Origin of the sequence: Streptomyces anulatus (genome assembly GCF_014650675.1) — a bacterium.
GTDB lineage: Bacteria > Actinomycetota > Actinomycetes > Streptomycetales > Streptomycetaceae > Streptomyces > Streptomyces anulatus.
Genome location: NZ_BMVK01000003.1, coordinates 471,434 through 490,374, shown reverse-complemented (window position 1 = coordinate 490,374; position 18,941 = coordinate 471,434). Strand labels below are relative to the sequence as shown.

The 18,941-nt window shown below is 70.7% G+C and carries 17 protein-coding genes; 12 read left to right on the top strand and 5 right to left on the bottom strand.

Features of this window, described 5'->3' with window-relative positions; translation table 11 throughout:
* Positions 1-131: 131 nt before the first annotated feature.
* The 9 genes from IE272_RS10630 (at position 132) to IE272_RS10590 (ending at position 10,200) form a co-directional block, all read left to right on the top strand.
* The gene (locus IE272_RS10630) at positions 132-995 is read left to right on the top strand and encodes a hypothetical protein (protein WP_190006704.1); all 864 of its coding nucleotides are present in this window, start codon (positions 132-134) and stop codon (positions 993-995) included.
* 149 nt (positions 996-1,144) lie between these two features.
* Positions 1,145-1,891 (top strand): YcnI family copper-binding membrane protein, encoded by a 747-nt coding sequence (locus tag IE272_RS10625; RefSeq protein WP_050359902.1) that lies wholly within the window; start codon positions 1,145-1,147, stop codon positions 1,889-1,891.
* Positions 1,892-1,936: 45 nt separating this feature from the next.
* On the top strand, positions 1,937-2,596 hold the full coding sequence (locus IE272_RS10620; RefSeq protein ID WP_050359901.1) for an SCO family protein: 660 nt from the start codon (positions 1,937-1,939) through the stop codon (positions 2,594-2,596).
* Positions 2,593-3,039: a copper chaperone PCu(A)C gene (locus IE272_RS10615; RefSeq protein WP_190006703.1), complete on the top strand. Its 447-nt coding sequence runs from the start codon at positions 2,593-2,595 to the stop codon at positions 3,037-3,039. The genes IE272_RS10620 and IE272_RS10615 overlap by 4 nt, the downstream gene beginning before the upstream one ends.
* 11 nt (positions 3,040-3,050) lie before the next feature.
* Positions 3,051-4,973, top strand: a complete 1,923-nt coding sequence (locus tag IE272_RS10610; RefSeq protein WP_190006702.1) for a copper resistance CopC/CopD family protein — start codon at positions 3,051-3,053, stop codon at positions 4,971-4,973.
* A 5-nt stretch (positions 4,974-4,978) separates the two neighbouring features.
* Positions 4,979-6,325 carry an iron uptake transporter deferrochelatase/peroxidase subunit gene (gene efeB / locus IE272_RS10605; protein ID WP_190006701.1) on the top strand — a complete coding sequence of 449 codons (1,347 nt, stop codon included), beginning with the start codon at positions 4,979-4,981 and terminating at the stop codon, positions 6,323-6,325.
* A 152-nt stretch (positions 6,326-6,477) separates the two neighbouring features.
* Positions 6,478-7,413, top strand: coding sequence for a prephenate dehydratase (pheA, locus tag IE272_RS10600; protein WP_050359897.1), 936 nt, complete (start codon positions 6,478-6,480; stop codon positions 7,411-7,413).
* Between the two features lie 697 nt (positions 7,414-8,110).
* Positions 8,111-9,388: a serine--tRNA ligase gene (serS, locus tag IE272_RS10595; RefSeq protein ID WP_190006700.1), complete on the top strand. Its 1,278-nt coding sequence runs from the start codon at positions 8,111-8,113 to the stop codon at positions 9,386-9,388.
* Positions 9,385-10,200 (top strand): HAD family hydrolase, encoded by an 816-nt coding sequence (locus tag IE272_RS10590; protein ID WP_056712002.1) that lies wholly within the window; start codon positions 9,385-9,387, stop codon positions 10,198-10,200. The genes serS and IE272_RS10590 overlap by 4 nt, the downstream gene beginning before the upstream one ends.
* 70 nt (positions 10,201-10,270) lie before the next feature.
* On the opposite strand, the gene IE272_RS10585 is transcribed toward IE272_RS10590, so the two are convergent.
* The 5 genes from IE272_RS10585 to IE272_RS10565 all read right to left on the bottom strand — a co-directional run bounded on the left by IE272_RS10585 (position 10,271) and on the right by IE272_RS10565 (position 14,820).
* Positions 10,271-10,966, bottom strand: coding sequence for a hypothetical protein (locus IE272_RS10585; RefSeq protein ID WP_190006699.1), 696 nt, complete (start codon positions 10,964-10,966; stop codon positions 10,271-10,273).
* A 302-nt stretch (positions 10,967-11,268) separates the two neighbouring features.
* On the bottom strand, positions 11,269-11,988 hold the full coding sequence (locus tag IE272_RS10580; RefSeq protein ID WP_050359893.1) for an ABC transporter permease: 720 nt from the start codon (positions 11,986-11,988) through the stop codon (positions 11,269-11,271).
* Positions 11,989-12,018: 30 nt separating this feature from the next.
* Positions 12,019-12,930, bottom strand: a complete 912-nt coding sequence (locus IE272_RS10575) for an ABC transporter ATP-binding protein (protein ID WP_190006698.1) — start codon at positions 12,928-12,930, stop codon at positions 12,019-12,021.
* On the bottom strand, positions 12,927-13,835 hold the full coding sequence (locus tag IE272_RS10570; RefSeq protein ID WP_190006697.1) for an ABC transporter permease subunit: 909 nt from the start codon (positions 13,833-13,835) through the stop codon (positions 12,927-12,929). Before IE272_RS10570 ends, IE272_RS10575 begins: the two co-directional genes overlap by 4 nt.
* Positions 13,825-14,820, bottom strand: a complete 996-nt coding sequence (locus IE272_RS10565) for an ABC transporter ATP-binding protein (protein ID WP_056702185.1) — start codon at positions 14,818-14,820, stop codon at positions 13,825-13,827. Before IE272_RS10565 ends, IE272_RS10570 begins: the two co-directional genes overlap by 11 nt.
* 363 nt (positions 14,821-15,183) lie before the next feature.
* Here IE272_RS10565 and IE272_RS10560 point away from each other — a divergent pair, with 363 nt between their 5' ends.
* From IE272_RS10560 to IE272_RS10550, 3 genes are read left to right on the top strand one after another with little or no spacing between them, the layout of a single operon-like run.
* Positions 15,184-16,044: a M24 family metallopeptidase gene (locus IE272_RS10560; protein ID WP_056702183.1), complete on the top strand. Its 861-nt coding sequence runs from the start codon at positions 15,184-15,186 to the stop codon at positions 16,042-16,044.
* Complete coding sequence (locus IE272_RS10555) at positions 16,041-17,813, top strand: SDR family oxidoreductase (protein WP_050359888.1); 1,773 nt, start codon at positions 16,041-16,043, stop codon at positions 17,811-17,813. The genes IE272_RS10560 and IE272_RS10555 overlap by 4 nt, the downstream gene beginning before the upstream one ends.
* Positions 17,810-18,757 (top strand): MerR family transcriptional regulator, encoded by a 948-nt coding sequence (locus IE272_RS10550; protein WP_190006696.1) that lies wholly within the window; start codon positions 17,810-17,812, stop codon positions 18,755-18,757. Before IE272_RS10555 ends, IE272_RS10550 begins: the two co-directional genes overlap by 4 nt.
* Positions 18,758-18,941: the final 184 nt, after the last annotated feature.

The window sequence follows — 18,941 nt, the reverse complement described above, 5'->3', positions numbered from 1 at the left end:
TGCCCCGGGGTGCGCGCCCCCGGTCCGTACATCCCCCGCGAACGGGCCCAACAAGCACGGTTGGGGACGGAGCCTGATCTTCCGGACCTGCCGTACGGCGCAGGGGGGTGCAGTGCGATGATGTCCCGGCCATGTCCACGCCTCTCGCACACGCCGGAGCCGGTCTGCGGCTCATGAGGGCCGCGGTGTTCACCGCGGCCTGCGTCGTGCTGTCCGCGGCCGGACACGCGCTCGCCGCCGGAGCGCCCGTCCCCGCGTGGACCCTGCTCGCCGGATTCCTCGGCATCCTCGGCTTCGCCACGGTCCTCGCCGGACGGGAACGCTCCCTTCCGTCGATCGTGGGCGCGCTGGCCGGCGGGCAGATCCTCCTGCACATGCTCTTCGCGTACGGCAACCACGACCGGGCCCCGGCCGCCGCCGCGCCCACGGGCGGCGACAACCCGCTCATCCGGTTCGCCGCCGGCCTCGTCTGCGGTGCCGGACCGGCGCAGCTGAACGCGACCGACGCCCACCGCATCGTCTCCTCCGCCGGCATCGACCCGTCGACGCTCGCGGGGACCCACGGTCATCTCGCGGACGGCGGGGCCGGAGCGGTCGGGACCGCCGCGTCGGCGGCCCCGGACGGCGCCTCCGGCATCGCGCAGGTCTGCGCCGCGGTGTCCGCGCTGCTGCCGAGCCTGCCGATGTTCCTGGCCCACGTCCTCGTCGCGCTCGCCACCGGCTGGCTGCTACGACGCGGCGAGATCGCCCTCTTCGGACTGGCCCGGCTCTCCGCCCACAGCGCCCAGGCGCTGGCGGCCGGGGCCCGGCTGCGGTCCCTGCGGGCCGCGCTCGCGCTCGTCCGCGCCCTGCGGGCCGGGGCGCGCGAGCAGCTCCTGGCCGGTCCGCGCGTTCCGCGCCACTCCGACGAGGTGCCGGTACCGGCCGTCGGGGATCCTCTGCAACATCTGGTGATCAGGCGCGGGCCTCCGGCCCCGTACGCCCTCGCAGCCTGACGCGACGCCTCCACCGAACCCGCGGGACCCGTCCGTGCACCTTCCTGTGCACCGTACGCCCACGGAACCGGACCACGAGGTGTCGTGATGCCGCCGCGCACCCGCGCGCCGGACCACCGTGTTCCGTTTCCCCTGTGGAGATTCCTGCCATGAAGCTTTCCCGTATCGCCCTCGCCGGCGGCGTCGCCGCGTCCACCGTCCTGCTGATCGCCGGCCCGGCCGCCGCCCACGTCAGCGTCCAGCCGGTCGGCGAGGCCGCCAAGGGCGGATACGCCACGCTCAACTTCAAGGTCCCCAACGAGCGCGACCAGGCCTCGACGGTGAAGCTCGAAGTGAACTTCCCGGCCGATCACCCGCTGTCGTCCGTGACCCCGCAGGCCGTCCCCGGCTGGAAGATCGACATCACCAAGAGCAAGCTCGACAAGCCTCTTGAGGTGCACGGCAAGAAGATCACCGAGGCCGTCTCCAAGGTGACCTGGACCGCGGACGAGGGCGAGATCGCCCCCGGCTACTTCCAGCAGTTCCCGGTCTCCGTCGGCGCGCTTCCCGAGGACGCCGACCAGCTCGTCTTCAAGGCGATCCAGACGTACGACAACAAGGAAGTCGTCCGCTGGATCGAGGAGCCCGCGGCGGGCGGCGAGGAGCCCGACAGCCCGGCCCCCGTCCTGAAGCTGACCGCCGCCGCCGAGGACCACCACGGCGGCGCGGCCGACGACGCCAAGGAGGCCGACGACCACAAGGCCGCCGACACCGACGCGTCGTCCGAGAAGAGCAGCACCGTCGCGTCCTCCTCGTCCAGCGACACCACCGCCCGCACGCTGGGCATCATCGGCATCGTCATCGGCATCGGGGGCATCGCGTTCGGTGTGCTCGCCGGACGTCGCCGCTCGGCCTGACCGGCCGGTTCCCTCACCCGCACCACGTTCAGGACACCTCATCCCATGCGCACTACCAAAGCAGTGACGGCCGTGGCGTTCGCCGCCGCGGCCGCACTGGCCCTCTCCGCCTGCGGCACCGCTGACGACAAGGCGGAGTCCTCATCCATCGCCGACGTCAGCGCCGCGCCGAAGAACAAGGCCGCGACCGTCCTCGACCAGCCGTTCACCAAGCCGAACCTCGTCCTCACCGACACCCACGGCAAGGAGTACGACCTCCGCGAGGCGACCAAGGGCAAGCCGACGCTCATCTACTTCGGCTACACCAAATGCCCCGACGTCTGCCCGCTGACCATGAGCAACATCTCCCTCGCCAAGCGGGAGCTGCCCAAGGCCGACCAGGAGAAGCTCCAGGTCGTCTTCGTCACCACCGACCCCGAGCGCGACACCCCCGCCTCGCTCGGCAAGTGGCTCTCCGCCCAGGACCCCTCCTTCACCGGTCTCACCGGCGACTTCCCGACCATCCAGGCCGGGGCGCGGCAGATCGGCATCGGCATCGACGCGCCGAAGAAGGAGAAGGACGGGACCGTCGTCTCCATGCACGGGGCCCAGGTCATCGCCTTCTCCCCGAAGACGGACGAGGGGTATGTGCTCTACGGCGAGGACACCACGGCCGAGGAGTACACGAAGGACCTCCCCAAGCTGCTCAAGGGGGAGGCTCCGTGAACCGCCGTGCGACCCTCGCCGGCGTCCTGGCCCTCACCACGGGGCTGACGCTGGCCGGGTGCTCGTCGGACAGCGCGCCCGACCTGAAGGTCGTCGGCGCGTATCTGCCGCAGCCCGTCAGCGACATGGCCGCCGGTTTCCTCGTCGTCCAGAACAACGGCGACACCGGGGACCGGCTCACCTCGGTGACCAGTCCGCTCTCCGACGACGTCACGATCCACGAGACGAAGAACCAGAAGATGCGCAAGGTCTCCTCGTTCGAGGTGCCCGCGGGCGGTGAGCTCGACCTCGAACGCGGTGGCAACCACATCATGTTCATGAAGCTCAAGCAGAAGCCCAAGCAGGGCGAGAAGGTCTCCGTCGAGCTGCACTTCGAGAAGGCCGGCCCCATCACGGTCGACCTGCCGGTGAAGGAAACCACCCACAACCCGAAGAAGCAGTGAGGGACTGAACGATGTCTGCCACCGCCCCGTACGCCGGACCGTCCCCGATACGACGGCCCGTCGCCGCCGCCGCACTCCTCGCCGCGCTGGTCAGCCTGGTGTTCGGGCTGCTGCTGGCCGGCGCGGGCCCGGCGTCCGCGCACGCCGCCCTCACCGGGAGCGACCCGCAGGACGGGGCGGTGGTGGACACCGCGCCCAAGGAGGTCACCCTCAGCTTCTCCGAGGCCATCGCCGTGGGCGACGACTCCATCCGGGTCCTCGACCCCAGCGGCAAACGCGCCGACACCGAAGCCGAACCGCGCGATCTCTCCGAGGGCGGCACCGTCCGCTACGGCGTCGCGCTCCACTCCGGCCTGCCGGACGGCACCTACACGGTGGCCTGGCAGGCGATCTCCGCCGACAGCCACCCCATCTCCGGCGCGTTCACGTTCTCCATCGGCGCCCCGTCCGAGACCACGGTGGCCCTGTCCTCCCAGGAGGCGGGCGGCGGCCCGGTCGGCGTCGTCTACGACATCGCGCGCTACGCCGCGTACGGCGGATTCGTGCTGCTCGTCGGCGGCAGCGCGTTCGTCCTGATCTGCTGGCGGGGCGGCGCGTCCGCCCTGCCGATGCAGCGGCTCGTGGTGCGCGGCTGGCTCACGCTGACCGCGGCGACCCTGGTCATGCTGCTGCTGCGCAACCCGTACACCGGCAGCGGGAAGTTCGCCGACGCCTTCGACCTCGCCGGGCTCCAGTCCGTGCTGGACACCAAGCCCGGCGCCGCCCTCGTCTCCCGGCTGCTGCTGCTCGGGGCCGCCGCCCTGTTCATCGCCGTGCTGTTCGGCACGTACGCCCGGCGCGAGGACGAGCAGGAAAGGAAGGACCTCACCTTCGGCCTCGCCGTCGGGGGCGGCGTGGTCGCGGCGGGCATCGCCGCCACCTGGGCGATGTCCGAGCACGCCTCGACCGGCATCCAGGCGTCCATCGCCATGCCGGTGGACGTGGCGCACCTGCTGGCCGTCGCCGCGTGGCTCGGCGGGCTCGCCTCGCTCCTGGTGGCGCTGTACCGGACGCCGGACATCGGGAGCGCCGCCGTACGACGCTTCTCGGCGGTCGCGTTCAGCAGCGTCGTGGTCCTGGCCGCGACCGGGATCTACCAGTCCTGGCGGCAGGTCGGCTCCTGGTCGGCGCTGACCGGGACGCGCTACGGGCAGCTGCTGATCATCAAGGTGGCGCTGATCGCCGTCCTGCTCGCGGTCGCCTGGTTCTCCCGGCGCTGGACGGGACGGCTGACGGACACCGCCGTCGCCCCGTCGGGGGGCAAGAAGAAGGCAGCGGAGGAGAGCACCGCGCCGGACGAGGCGTCCGACGACGTCGCCCCCGAGCGCGCCGCGCAACTGGCCCGTCAGCGGGCCGTCCTGACCGCGACGAAGAAGAAGCGGATACGGGACGCCGACCCGGAGCGCTCCGGGCTGCGCCGCTCGGTCCTGGCCGAAGCCGCCGTCGCCGTCGTCCTGCTGGCCGTCACCACCATGCTGACGTCCACCGAACCGGGCCGTACGGAGGAGGAGGCCGCGGGCGGCGCCACCGCGGCCAGCGCTCCCGCCGCCGGCGGCCCGGTCAACCTGAGCATGCCGTTCGACACCGGCGGCCGGAACGGCAAGGGCACCGTCCGCATCGACCTCGACCCCGGCCGCACCGGATCCAACGATCTGCATGTGTGGATCGACGGCAGCGACGGCGAGCCGATGGACGTCCCCGAGCTGAAGCTGGCCCTCACCCTGGAGTCGAAGGACATCGGCCCGCTGCCGGTCGTCCCGAACCGGCTGGCCGAGGGGCACTGGACGGCGAGCGGTGTACAGATTCCGATGGCCGGGGACTGGAAGATCGACGTGACGGTACGGACGTCGGACATCGACCAGGTCACCATCGACAAGAACGCGAAGATCGGCTGAGCACGGTGAGCAAGACCAAGAAGCAGATCCCGGACGAGACCGCCGCCACCGGCTCCCCGGGCGGCGCCACCCCCGGCTCCCCCGGCGGCGGCAGCGCCCGAGGCACCGGCGTATCGCGGCGGCGGCTGCTCGGCACGGCGGGCGCGGCGGGCGCCACGGGGCTGGTACTGGGAGCCGGGGGCGGGGCCGCCGGGTACGCCGCCACCCGCCCCGAGGAGACGGCCGCGCTGACGACCGTCGGGTCGACCGAGGCGATGTTTCACGGGAAACATCAACCGGGGATCACCACTCCGCTTCAGGCCCGGGGCCATCTCGTCGCCTTCGACCTGGCGGCGGGCGCCGGGCGCAAGGAGGCGGCAGCACTGCTGCGGCGCTGGTCCGCGGTGGCGAAGGAGCTGATGGCGGGCCGCCCCGCGGCCGGTGGGCCGGACGGCCCCGGGCACGACACCGGGATCGCCCTGGACGCCGGGCCGTCGGCCCTGACCGTCACCTTCGGCTTCGGCCGTACGTTCTTCGCGCGCACCGGTCTGACCGCCCGCCTGCCCGCCGCGCTCGACCCGCTGCCCGCGTTCTCCGCCGACGCCCTCGACGCCGAGCGGTCGAACGGCGACCTGTGGGTGCAGGTCGGCGCGGACGACGCGCTGGTCGCCTTCCACGCGCTGCGGGCCCTCCAGAAGGAGGCCGCGGGCACGGCACGGGTGCGGTGGCAGATGAACGGCTTCAACCGCACCCCCGGCGCGACCGCCCGGCCGATGACCGCCCGCAACCTGATGGGCCAGATCGACGGGACCGGCAACCCGAAGCCGGCCGACGAGGACTTCGACCGGCGCGTCTTCGTTCCCGCGTCCCCCGGCAAGCCGCAGGAGTGGATGGAGGGCGGTTCGTACGCGGTCGTCCGCCGGATCAGGATGCTCCTGGACGACTGGGAGAAGCTTCCGGTGGAGCGTCAGGAGCGGGTCATCGGGCGACGCAAGGCGGACGGGGCGCCCCTGAGCGGGGGGACCGAGACCACGGAGATGGACCTCGACAAGGCCGGCCCGGACGGCAGGCTCGTGATCCCCGACAACGCCCACGCCCGGATCTCCTCGCCCGAGAAGAACGGCGGGGCCGCCATGCTGCGCCGCCCCTTCTCGTACCACGACGGCATCGCGGAGGACGGCACTCCGGACGCCGGGCTCCTCTTCATCTGCTGGCAGGCGGACCCGTTCCGCGGTTTCGTGCCGGTGCAGCGCAAGCTCGACCGGGGCGACGCGCTGTCGCCGTTCCTCCGGCACGAGGCGAGCGGGGTGTTCGCGGTCCCGGGCGGGGCGGCGGAGGGCGAGTACGTGGGACAGCGGCTGCTGGAGTCGTAGGGGTGTCGGCGTCCTCCTGGCCGCGGCCGGGAAACGCTCGGGGCGCCTCCCGGCCGCGGCCGGAGAACGCTCGGGGCGCGGCCCGACCGCGCCCTCCCGACCGCATTCTGAGACAGCGCGGCAGGGCTCTCGGGGCGCATTAGGGTGACCGTATGTCAGCCACGCGCTACGCCTATCTCGGTCCCGAAGGCACCTTCACCGAGGTCGCCCTCCGCACGCTCCCGGAAGCCGCCACCCGGGAACTCGTCCCGATGGTGTCCGTGCCGGCCGCCCTGGACGCCGTACGCAGCGGCGAGGCGGCGGCGGCGCTCGTGCCGATCGAGAACTCCGTCGAGGGCGGCATCACCGCGACGCTGGACGAGCTGGCCGGCGGGGAACCGCTGATGATCTACCGCGAGGTGCTGCTCTCCATCACCTTCGCGCTGCTGGTACGGCCGGGGACCAAGCTGTCGGACATCAAGACGGTCACCGCGCACCCGGCCGCCCAGCCGCAGGTGCGCAACTGGATGGCGACCCACCTCCCGGGGGCCCTGTGGGAGTCGGCGGCGTCCAACGCGGACGGGGCCCGGCTGGTCCAGGAGGGGCGGTACGACGCCGCGTTCGCCGGGGAGTTCGCCGCCGCGACCTACGGCCTGGAGCCGCTGGTGACGGAGATCCACGACGCGGAGAACGCCCAGACACGGTTCGTCCTGGTGGGCCGGCCGGCCCGGCCCTCCGCACCGACCGGCGCTGACAAGACCTCCGTGGTGATCTGGCTGGGCGACGACCATCCCGGCGCCCTCCTTGAGCTGCTCCAGGAGTTCGCGGTGCGCGGCGTCAACCTGATGCTGATCCAGTCCCGCCCGACCGGCGAGGGCATCGGCAACTACTGCTTCGCCGTGGACGCCGAGGGACACATCGCGGACCGACGGGTCGGGGAGGCCCTGATGGGGCTGAGGCGGATCAGCCCGAAGGTGCGGTTCCTCGGCTCGTATCCGCGGGCGGGCGTCTCCCCGGACGAGGTGCGGCCGCTGCGTGCGGGCACGTCGGACGCGGCGTTCACGGAAGCCTCCGACTGGCTGGCGCGCAGCCAGGACGGCCGGATCTGACGGAAGCGCAGGAGGGGTCCCGGCGCGAAGGCCTCCGGGGCGGCCTCTTTGCGCGCTCCGCAGCGGTGCGATCTACAGATAGTCACGCCCTCCGGAGAGTTATCCACAGGGGGGCTCTCGACCTGGGGACAAGTCGACACCCCAATGCGACATCGTCGACAAATCAACCCAGCCGTCCCGGAGTCGTCCACAGAGCCACGAGGTGGTGCGAGGCGCCCTTGTCGCCCCAATTCCCTTGATCAACTCTTTAGGGCGACGAATTCCCACCCGAACGAGCACGCGGAGCGGGTTTGAGTGGGGATTCCACGGGGCTTCGTCCGAGTTCCGGAAGAATGCCCTCCGGCATCCACAGAACTTCCACACAGCCTGTGGATAACTATTCCGAGGCGGAGACCCCTGTGGACAACAGCGGCCGGGCCGTCCCCCAACTCCCGTCCCGCCCAAGGCGGGTACGTCAAGGCGGACCGCACCTTCTGCCCTGTTCAGGGGAGTTAACCGCCGTTATTGACGCCCTTCCCCACTCCGGCGCGACATCGACATCGCCGCCGGCGCGGGCGTCGGCATGGACACCGCCTTCCGCGCCCCGCGATTCCTCAGGGATTCCCCTCAGAAATATCAATTCCGGCAATTCGGTCAAAGTGACACGCTCAGCAATATCGGTTCGAGTGCGAGATCCGCGCACCGGTAGCCTGGAGGGGTGATTGACCTTCGCCTGCTCCGTGAGGACCCCGACCGTGTTCGCGCCTCCCAGCGCGCCCGTGGAGAGGACGTCGACCTCGTCGACGCCCTGCTCTCCGCCGACGAGCTGCGCAGGTCGTCCGGCGTCCGCTTCGACGAACTCCGTGCCGAGCAGAAGTCCCTCGGCAAGCTGATTCCCAAGGCCACCCCCGAGGAGCGCACCGAACTTCTCAAGAAGGCCGAACAGCTCAAGGCCGGCGTCAAGGCGGCCGACGCCGCCCAGGACGAGGCCGACGCGGACGCCAAGCGGCTGCTGCTCCAGCTCGGCAACATCGTCCACGAGGACGTGCCGGTCGGCGGCGAGGAGGACTTCGTCGTCCTGGAGACGCACGGCACCATCCGGGACTTCGGCGCCGAGGGCTTCGAGCCCAAGGACCACCTGGAGCTCGGCGAGGCGCTCGGCGCCATCGACATGGAGCGCGGGGCCAAGGTCTCCGGCTCGCGGTTCTACTACCTCACGGGCGTCGGCGCGCTCCTGGAGCTCGCCCTCGTCAACGCGGCGATCGCGCAGGCCACCGAGGCCGGCTTCATCCCGATGCTGACCCCGGCACTGGTCCGCCCCCGCGCCATGGAGGGCACCGGCTTCCTCGGCCAGGCCTCGGAGAACGTGTACCACCTGGAGAAGGACGACTACTACCTGGTCGGCACCTCCGAGGTCCCCCTCGCCGCGTACCACATGGACGAGATCATCGACGCCGACAAGCTGCCCCTGCGGTACGCCGGGTTCTCCCCGTGCTTCCGCCGCGAGGCCGGCACGTACGGCAAGGACACCCGCGGCATCTTCCGCGTGCACCAGTTCGACAAGGTCGAGATGTTCTCGTACGTCGACCCGGCGGACGCCGAGGCCGAGCACCGCAGGCTCCTGGACTGGGAGAAGCAGTGGCTCACCGCCCTCGAACTGCCCTTCCAGGTGATCGACGTCGCCACCGGTGACCTCGGCGCCTCCGCCTCGCGGAAGTTCGACTGCGAGGCGTGGATCCCGACCCAGGGCAAGTACCGCGAGCTGACCTCCGCGTCGAACTGCGACGGCTTCCAGGCCCGCCGCCTGTCCGTCCGGATGCGCGAGGGCAAGAAGGTCCAGCCGCTGGCCACGCTGAACGGCACGCTCTGCGCCGTACCGCGCACGATCGTGGCGATCCTGGAGAACCACCAGCTTCCCGACGGCTCGGTCCGGGTCCCCGAGGTGCTCCGTCCGTACCTGGGCGGGCGCGAGGTCCTGGAACCGGTCGCCAAGTGACCTTCCCCTACAAGCTCGTCGCGACCGACCTCGACGGCACGCTGCTGCGCGGGGACGACACGGTCTCCGAGCGCACCCGCGAGGCTCTGGCCGCCGCCACGACGGCCGGAGCCGCGCACATCATCGTCACCGGACGTGCGGTCCCCTGGACCCGGCACATCCTGGACGACCTCGGTTACGAGGGGCTCGCGGTCTGCGGTCAGGGCGCGCAGGTCTACCACGCGGGCGAGCACAAGCTGCTGACCTCGCTGACCCTGGACCGGCAGCTCGCCGGTCTCGCGCTGTCCAAGATCGAGGCGGAGGTCGGCCCGCTGCACCTGGCGGCCAGCCGCGACGGACTGGACGGCGAAGTGCTCGTGGGCCCCGGCTACCGGGTGCAGGAAGGGCCGCTCCCGTACGTCTTCGTGGACGACGCCACCGAGATGTGGACCGCCCCCCTCAACAAGGTCTACATACAGCATCCGGAGCTGGACGACGACGCGCTGGCCTTCGCCGCTCGGGCGGCGGTCGGCAGCCTGGTCGACGTGGTCATGGCCGGGGCCGGCGTGGTCGAGATCCTGCCGCTGGGCCTGAGCAAGGCGACCGGTCTCTCGCTGGCCGCCCGTCGGCTCGGCGTGAAGGCGGCCGACACGATCGCCTTCGGCGACATGCCGAACGACATCCCGATGTTCGGCTGGGCCCGTCACGGCGTGGCCATGGCCAACGCCCACGACGACCTGAAGGCCGTCGCCCACGAGATCACGGCGTCCAACGATGACGACGGCATCGCGGTGGTGCTGGAGGAACTGCTCCGCTCGGCGCCCGTGCAGTAGCACGCCCGACCGCCACCGGACAGCGCGACAGCGGCCCGGCACCGTTTCCCACGGTGCCGGGCCGCCGGTCTCAGCGCTGCCCGCTACGGCGGCGCAGATCCTTCAGCTGCCGGGCGAAGGAGTCCAGCCTCCCGTCCAGGCGGACGACGTCCTGCGACAGGTCCGCCAGCCGCAGACTCATCGCCCCGATCACCTGGTGCGTCACCTCCACCTTCCGGTCCAGACTGTCGAGCCGCTCCGACATCCGCACCAGCACCGGCCCGAGCTCCTGCAGCGCGCTGCCGACTCCGGTGAGGCAGCTCTCGATGCGCGTGACGCGCTGGTCGAGGGAGGCGTACCGGGTGCGCAGCGCCTCCTCAGCGTCGAGGAGGTACGTACGCACGCAGCGGGCGATGTCGCTGTCGCGAAGAAGCATGGCGACGTTGAGGACGGTGCGGCGGGTGTAAAGGGTCAATTGCGTCGCCGCCTGTGGATAACTTTCCACCCCCGCCCCCTTCCATAGGGACAACATGTCCCTATGGAAGAGTCGCAGCTCAGAGCCTCGCAGCAGAATGAGGCCGTTCTCCTCGACCTCCGCCCGGTGCCTCTGGGTCACCTTCTTCACGGCCTCTGTGGATACTTCGAAGTAACGAGCCACGTTCTCTGTGCGAACGTGAATTCCGTCCGGGAGCATGACAAGGCCTTTCACCTTGTCGAGGACATCGACGCGCCCCATCTGCTCCACGCGCAGCGCGCGCGATTCGAGCAGGGCGACTTCCGTGGGCATGGGTGTGCCTTTCGTGCGAGGGAACGACGAGGACGGCCCACACCCCGGGCTTCAGGGGTGGAGGACGCTCACGGTTGCCACTCACTCGATGACCGGTCCGGTGGGCTGGGCCTCACCCGGTGCCGGCATTCCCCGATTTCACGATCGCTACGACGCCACGGATTCCAGTTGCCTCCACGCACCCTGCCCAACGACCCGATAAACGTACGGTTACGCGCACATCTGTCCGCTCGTACGACGACCCCCGCCCATGGTCGAAAGGGCGGAGGTCGTCGGGGCTCGCGAGGCTCAGGCCAGGAGCCTCACTCCTCGCCCGCCAGTTTCAGCGTCCGCAGCTTCTGGCCCGCGTACCAGGTGGCGACGACCGTGACCGCGACCAGCAGGACCGTGGCGAGCGGCAGGCCGACGTCCGAGGTCACCGCGCCGTCGCCCGCGACTTTCTGGGCGACCGCCAGGGACCACTGCTGGACGCTCAGCGTCCGCGCGCCGGGCACCAGGCTGCCGAACAGGGCCTCCCAGACCAGCGCGTAGACCAGGCCGAGGACGACCGCGTGCCGGCTGACCGTGCCGAGCAGCAGGAACAGGGCGCTGTACGCGATCGAGGCGACCAGCGCCGCGATCGTGTAGGCGACGGCGACCTGCTGGCCGTTGCCGTTGAGGATCAGGCCCGCGAGGAGCGTCGGCAGGGCGGAGAACACCATGGTCACCGCGATGGCCACGATCAGCTTGGTGAAGATGATCGTGGGCCGCTTCACCGGCTTGGAGAGCAGGTAGACGATCGAGCCGTCGTCGATCTCGGGGCCGATCGCCCCGGTGCCCGCGATCACGCCGATCAGCGGCACCATCGTGGCGATGGCGAAACCGCCGAGGACGTCCGAGGCGATCTGGTCATCGGCTCCGGCGAACATGCGCACGGCCGCGGCGATGACCAGCAGCAGTGCGGGCAGGACGAACAGGATGGCGGCGCGGCGCCGGCCGAGCAGGGCCCGGTAGGTGAGCCGGGCGACTGTGGGGTCGTACATGACGGTGCACAGCTCCTTTCAGGCCACTACTCAGGCCGCTACGAGGTAGGAAAAGACCGATTCGAGGGACTCGTCGGACGGCGAGACGGTGAGCAGCCGGATGCCCTGCTCACGGGCCACCCTCGGCAGCAGTTCGGTGAACCGCCCGAAGTCGACGGCCTGGATGCGCAGCGCCTTCTCGGTCACGTCGACCTCGATGCCCGCCGTGGACGGGTCGGCGATGAGCGCGGCCGCGAGGGCCCGGTCGTCGCTGGAGCGCACCAGGTAGCGGTGCGGCCGGTCCGTCATCAGCCGGCGGATCTTCCGGAAGTCGCCGGACGCGGCGTGACGGCCCGCCACGATCACCTCGATGTGCGAGGCCAACTGCTCGACCTCTTCGAGGATGTGGGAGGAGAACAGAACCGTGCGCCCCTCGTCCCCCATCCGTCGCAGCAGTTCCATCAGCTGCATCCGCTGGCGCGGGTCCATTCCGTTGAACGGCTCGTCCAGGAGCAGCACCGAGGGTTCGTGGACCAGCGCGGAGGCCATCTTCACCCGCTGGCGCATGCCCTTGCTGTACGTGGAGATCTTGCGGTCCTGCGCGTACTCCATCTGGACCGTGGCGAGCGCCTTCTGCGCCTCGGCCCCTCCCAAACCCTGGAGTTCGGCGTTGGCGACGACGAATTCCTTGCCGGTGAGGAAGTCGTACATCCCCTCCCGCTCCGGGACGATGCCGATCTTCTTGTAGACGTCCTCGTTGCGCCAGATCGGCCGGCCGTCGAGCGTGACCTTCCCCGTCGAGGGGGAGAGGAAGCCGCCCATCATGTTGATCAGGGTGGACTTTCCGGCGCCGTTCGGGCCGAGGAGTCCGGTGACGCCGGGTCCCACGGTCATGGAGACGTCGTTGACGGCGACCACGTTGCCGAACCAGCGCGAGGTGTGGTCGATCTCGATGGTGGTCACAGCCCGACCCTCCGGTAGCGGCGCATCAGAACGGCGTACGAGCCGGCGACGAGCGCGAGAACAACGAACAGATAGACCACGCCGGTGCCGGTGCCGGGGCCTTCCCCGGAGGGGAAGGCGGAGGAAGCGCCGAGGAACGCGGTCTGGACGCCGTCGATCAGCGTGATCGGCGAGAAGAGGCCGAGCCACTGCACGGCCCCTTCCGAACCGGTCTCCCAGGCGATGGCCTGGACCGTGGAGACGGCGCCGTAGGTGATGGTCAGGAGGGCGATCACCGCGGCGACGCCGAAGCCGCGCCGCGGAGTCAGCGCGGCCATCACGAGGCCGAGACCGGCGAACAGCACGGACAGCAGCGCCACCGACACCAGTCCCTGGCCGAACCACTTGGTCTGATCGGAGAAGTCGAACTTCGCGAGCAGAGAACCCACATAGAGGATGAGCAGCGGCGCACCGGTGAGGATGAAGAGCGCGGCGGCGGTGGCCGCGAACTTCGCCAGCACGTAGTCGGTGCGTTCGATCGGCCGCGAGAAGTACAGGGGGACGCTCTTGAAACGGAGGTCCCTGGATACCGCCTGCGGTGCCTGGGCGGCGATGAACAGGCCGATGACGGCCTGGAGGTAGATCGCGTACGAGGTGTACTTGACCACCAGCTTGCTGGCGTCCGGGGCGGCCATGGAGACCGCCACCAGGATCGCCGCGACCAGCGCCATCACGCCGAACAGCAGCATGGGCAGCACCTTGGACTTGGCGGAGCGGCCCAGTCCGAAGGAGCCCCGCAGCGTCTGCGAGAACAGGGAGCGGCGGGCGTAGGCCCGGCCGAGCCGCGGTCCGTCGTAGGAGCGGTAGCCGATGTTGTGGATCCGGGAGGCGTCGCGCCCGGCCGCGGTCCCGGTCTCAGTGCTCATCGCGACCGCTTCCCTTCTGCTGTACGGCCCCGGCGGCGGCCGGGACGGCGGTGCTGTGCGCCCCGCCCTGTTCGGTACGGAAGACCTCGGCGATGTGGTGGCGGCGCTGTTCCATGCGGACCAGGCCGAGCCCGAGCCCGGCGACGCTGTCGCGGACCAGGTCGTACGTGTCCTCGCCGGCCGCCTCGATCAGCAGGATGTGGCCCGCGCCCGGCAGCCCTTCCGTGTCGATCCCGTCGTGGCCGATGAGGGTGACTCCGGCGTCGGTGAGGACCTTGCGCAGCGCGCCCGTTCCGTCGGGGTGCGTGTCGCTGTCGGTCACCTCGACCGCGAGGGTCGCGGTGGTCTGGGTGAAGTCGCTGGTGGAGCTGGAGCGCAGGAGGGTTCCGCCGTCGATGACGACGACGTGGTCGCAGGTGCGTTCCAGCTCGCCCAGGAGGTGCGAGGTGACCAGCACGGAGATGCCGAAGTCGGTGTGGATCCGGCGGATCAGGCCGAGCATCTCGTCACGGCCGACCGGGTCCAGGCCGTTGGTCGGCTCGTCGAGGAGGACCAGCTGGGGGTCGTGGACGAGTGCCTGGGCCAGCTTCACCCGCTGCTTCATACCGGTCGAGTAGCCGCCGATGGGGCGGTAGCGCTCCTCGTACAGGCCGACGTGGCGCAGGGTGTCGGCGGTGCGCTCGCGGGCCGCCGTCGGCGGCAGCCCCGACATGCGGGCCATGTGCACGACGAACTCGGTCGCCGAGACGTCGGGCGGCAGGCAGTCGTGCTCGGGCATGTATCCCACCCGCTCCCGGATGGCGGCGCCGCTGGTCGCGACGTCGAGCCCGAGCACTGCGGCCCGGCCTTCGGTGGCGGGAGAAAGACCCAGCAGGATCTTGATCAGTGTGGACTTGCCGGCTCCGTTGGAACCCACCAGACCGGTCACACCCGGTCCGATGTCCAACGTGAGCCGGTCAAGCGCGGTCACGCGGGGGAACCGCATGCTCAGGGCTTCGGTAGCGATTACGGCTGTCACGGAAATGACGTTAGTGGCGCGGACCACAGGGGTCGTCAGCCCTGACGGCTGGATACGCCTCAGACTCCAGGCGTACGCGCCCGTAGGGGGACCCCGCGAAGGACGAGGCCGGAGCTCCGGGGCGGGCGGCGCGGCCGGGGTTCACCGGGAGCCTGCGGTCCGGGAGCCTGCGGTACGGGTTCCCGCGAGCGGGGCGGAGTTTTCCACAGACGGGCGCCCGCGGTTGTCCACAGGTCGTGCAGCCCCCTTGACGCAGCCGCCGGACATTGTCACATTCATCAGTGTCACGTTACGGGCACGTACCGCACACGGCAGGGAACGGACGGTGGCATGACCGGCAAGGCCTCGGCAGTGCAGCACGAAATCGCCCCGGAGCTGCGGGGGTTCAGGGAAGTCCAGCGCCTGGCCTATGCCTGCGCGGAGGCGGTCGCCGGCCAGTTGCGGTCGGGGGTGACCGAGCGCGAGGCGGCCCGGATGCAGCGCGTGTGGCTGCGCGAGCGCGGCGTGCGCGACTGGTTCCACCTCCCGTTCGCCTGGTTCGGGGACCGCACGGCGTTCGCCGGGTTCAAGGTGCCGCTGCAGTTCTTCCCGACCGACCGGAAGCTGGAGCCGGGGATGCCGTTCATCCTCGACATGGCCCCGGTGTACAAGGGTTTCACCGCCGATGTCGGATATTCGGGGTGCCTGGGCCTCAACCCGCTGCACGACAGGCTGCTGGGCGATCTGGAGGCCCACCGCGAGCTGATTCTGCGGGAGGTGCGCGAGCGCCGTTCGCTGCGCGAGATCTACGAGGACGTCGAACGCCTCATGACCGCGCAGGGATACGCGAACAGACACCGGGCCTATCCCTTCGGCGTGATCGCCCACAAGGTCGACCGCGTCGCCGAGCGCCGTTGGTCGCCACGGGTGTTCGGGTTCGGCACCCAGGCCCTCAAGGGGCTGGTGAGTGACGCCCTGCACGGTCACCGCGACGGCTGGTCGCCGCTGTGGAGCCCCTACCGCTTCTCCGACCACCCGCCGCAGCCGGGCCTGTGGGCGGTCGAACCCCACCTCGGATTCCGGGGTACGGGCGCGAAGTTCGAGGAGATCCTGGTCGTCACCGACTCCAGGGACCCCGAGCAGAGTGCCTTCTGGCTGGACGACGATCTGCCGCACGTGCGGCGCTGGGCCGAGGAGAAGGTGGCGGCGTGAATCTGTCCCAAGCGCGTGAGCGACGCGTGGTCACGGGCGGCGTCGAGCTGTGCGTCGCGGAGCTGGGCGACGCGGGCCGGCCGACCGTGGTGCTGGTCCACGGCTATCCGGACAGCAAGGAGGTCTGGTCGGACGTCGCCGTCCGGCTGGCCGAGCACTGGCACGTGGTGCTGTACGACGTGCGGGGGCACGGCAGGTCGACCGCCCCGAAACCCCTGCGCGGCGGCTTCACCCTGGAGAAGCTGACCGACGACTTCCTGGCGGTGATCGACACGGTCAGTCCGGACCGGCCGGTGCACGTGGTCGGTCACGACTGGGGGTCCGTCCAGGCCTGGGAGTTCGTCACGGTCGGCCGGACCGAGGGCAGGATCGCCTCCTTCACCTCGATGTCCGGGCCGTCCCTGGACCACTTCGGGCACTGGATCAAGCGCCGGATGACCCGCCCCACCCCGCGCCGGGTCGGCCAACTGCTCGGCCAGGGCGCGAAATCCTGGTACGTGTACATGCTCCACACGCCGGTCCTTCCGGAGCTCGCCTGGCGCGGCCCGCTCGGGAAGCGGTGGCCCCGGATCCTGGAGCGCATGGAGAAGGTGCCCGCGGGCGACTACCCCACCGCCTCCCTGCCGGACGACGCGGCGCACGGGGCCTGGCTCTACCGCGACAACGTCCGCGCCCGGCTGAGCAGGCCCCGCACGGACGCCTATGCCCACGCCCCCGTCCAGCTGATCACGCCGACCGGGGACTCCTTCCTCTCCGAGCGGCTCTACGACGGGCTGGAGGACTGGGTTCCCACGCTGGTGCGCCGCTCGCTGCCGGCCAAGCACTGGGTGCCCCGCACCCGGCCGGACCAGCTGGCCTCCTGGGTCGACGAGTTCGTCACCGCGAACGAGTCCGCCGGGCGGGAGGGTGCGCCCGCGCAGCAGGCGGTGGCGCAGGGTCCCTATGCGCAGCGGTTCGGCGGTCAGCTGGTCCTGGTGACGGGCGCGGCCTCCGGGATCGGGCGGGCCACGGCGTTCGCGTTCGCCGAGGCGGGCGCCCGGGTCGTGGCCGTGGACCGGGACGCGGAAGGGGCCGCCCGGACCGCGGAGATGGCGCGGCTGATCGGGGCGCCCGCGGCCTGGGGCGAGGTGGTCGACGTCAGCGACGAGGCCGCGATGGAGAAGCTCGCCGCCCGGGTCGCCGCCGAGTACGGCATCGTCGACGTCCTGGTCAACAACGCGGGGATCGGGCTGTCCGGCTCCTTCCTGGAGACCACGAGCGAGGAGTGGAAGAAGGTCCTCGACGTCAATCTGTGGGGGGTCATCCACGGCTGCCGGATCTTCGGCAAGCAGATGGCGGACCGGGGCCAGGGCGGCCACATCGTCAACACGGCGTCGGCCGCGGCCTTCCAGCCCTCCCGGGTGCTGCCCGCGTACAGCACCTCGAAGGCGGCCGTGCTGATGCTCAGCGAATGCCTGCGGGCCGAGCTGGCGGAGAAGTCGATCGGGGTGAGCGCGATATGCCCAGGCATCGTCAACACCAACATCACCGCCACCACGCGCTTCGCGGGGGCCGACGCGGCGGAGGAGGAGCGGCTGCAGAAGCGGACGAGCCGGCTCTACGGACGGCGCAACTACCCGCCGGAGAAGGTCGCCGACGCGATCCTGCGGGCGGTCGTGCGCAACCAGGCGGTGGTTCCGGTGACCCCGGAGGCCCGTGGCGCGCGGCTGCTGTCCCGGCTGAGCCCCGGGGCGCTGCGCTCCGTCGCCCGGCTGAAGCCCCCGCTGTGACCGGGACCGGGGCACAGGCCGCCGAGTACCGGATCGAGGATCTGGCCCACGCCAGCGGGGCCACGGTGCGCACGATCCGCGCCTATCAGGACCGGGGGCTGCTCCCGACGCCCGAGCGGCGCGGCCGGGCCAATGTGTACCGGGAGACCCATCTGGCCCGGCTGCGGCAGATCGCGGACCTGCTCGACCGGGGCTACACCCTGGCCAGCATCAAGGAGTTGCTGGAGGCGTGGGACGCGGGACGGGGGCTCGGCGGGGTGCTCGGTCTGGTCGCGGAGGTGCACGGCCCGTGGACGGACGAGGAGGCCGACCGGATCAGCCGCCGGGAGCTGGACGCGAGGTTCGGCGGCCGGCAGGACGACGAGGCCATCGCCGAGGCGGTGGAGCTCGGCGTGCTGGAACGGGTGCCCGGCCGGGACGACGAGTTCCTCGTACCGAGTCCGCAAGAGCTGGCCGTGGCGGTCGAGTTGTACGGGGCGGGGGTCCCGCTGCCCGCGATCTCGGGTCATCTGAGGGAACTTCGCGGTCAGGTGGAGCACATCGCCTCCCGTTTCCTGGAGTTCACCACCGAGCACGTCTTCGCCCGCTATCTCGGCCATCGGCCGCCCACCGACTCCGACGCGGCCGAGGCGGCGTCGCTCGTGCGTCGCCTGCGGCCGCTCGCACAGCAGACGGTGGACGCCGAACTGGCCCGCGCCATGCGGACGTTCGCGACGCGCCATCTGCATCACCACCTCGGCGCCGAGGAGACGGCGATCGCCGAGGACGCGACCCGCCCCGTGCTGCTCCCGGCTCGGACAACACAGGCCGTGCAGGAGCTGGTTGGTGCGGAGCGAGTGGCGGACTTCGTGGCGGCGGCCACCGAACGAGAAGTACAGGCACGCACGTTGGACGACCTCACAGCAACTCACGCCAAAAAGGGCATAATTAACGAAAGACCCTAAAGCGCAGGCGAGTTGTCCACAGAACCATCAAATACCCTGTGGATAACTCAAGTTGACTGTGGATCAAACCTGATGGAGAAGAAAAACCGAAGAAGCGCAGAAGAACGAAGAACCGACGAGGCGAAGAGGCGACATGCCGACGAGCCGACGAGCCGAAATACGGATGCACGGACTCGGTCGCCAC